The sequence below is a fragment of the Chryseobacterium sp. SIMBA_028 genome (assembly GCF_046535285.1).
Taxonomy (GTDB): domain Bacteria; phylum Bacteroidota; class Bacteroidia; order Flavobacteriales; family Weeksellaceae; genus Chryseobacterium.
In genome coordinates, this window is record NZ_JAWRWZ010000112.1 from 1 (window position 1) to 335 (window position 335).

Sequence of the window (335 nt, forward strand, 5' to 3'; positions counted from 1 at the left end):
CTGTGCCGTATGCGCACGCCGGCCGGCGAGACGGTCGCGGCGGCCCATTTCCATGAGGCGATGCTGGACGGCGAGATCGCCCTGCAACTGACCGAACGCATGCTCGATATGGTGACATCAGACATGCGCCGCTGGCTTGATCTCGGCCTCCCCCTTCAGCACGTCGGGATCAACCTGTCGGCTGCCGATTTTCACACCGGCAATCTCCGAGCGAAACTGGACGAACATCTCATCGGCAAAGGCGTCCCGCTGGACCATGTGATCCTGGAGGTGACGGAATCCGTCTATCTCGGCCCGCGCGATCATACGGTCGGCGACGAGATCCGGGCGCTTCG

Annotated in this window: 1 protein-coding gene; it reads left to right on the top strand. The window is 63.3% G+C overall.

Features of this window, described 5'->3' with window-relative positions:
• Positions 1-335, top strand: a 335-nt coding sequence (locus SCA31_RS22775; RefSeq protein ID WP_410699320.1) for an EAL domain-containing protein, incomplete at both ends; no start/stop codon positions are given.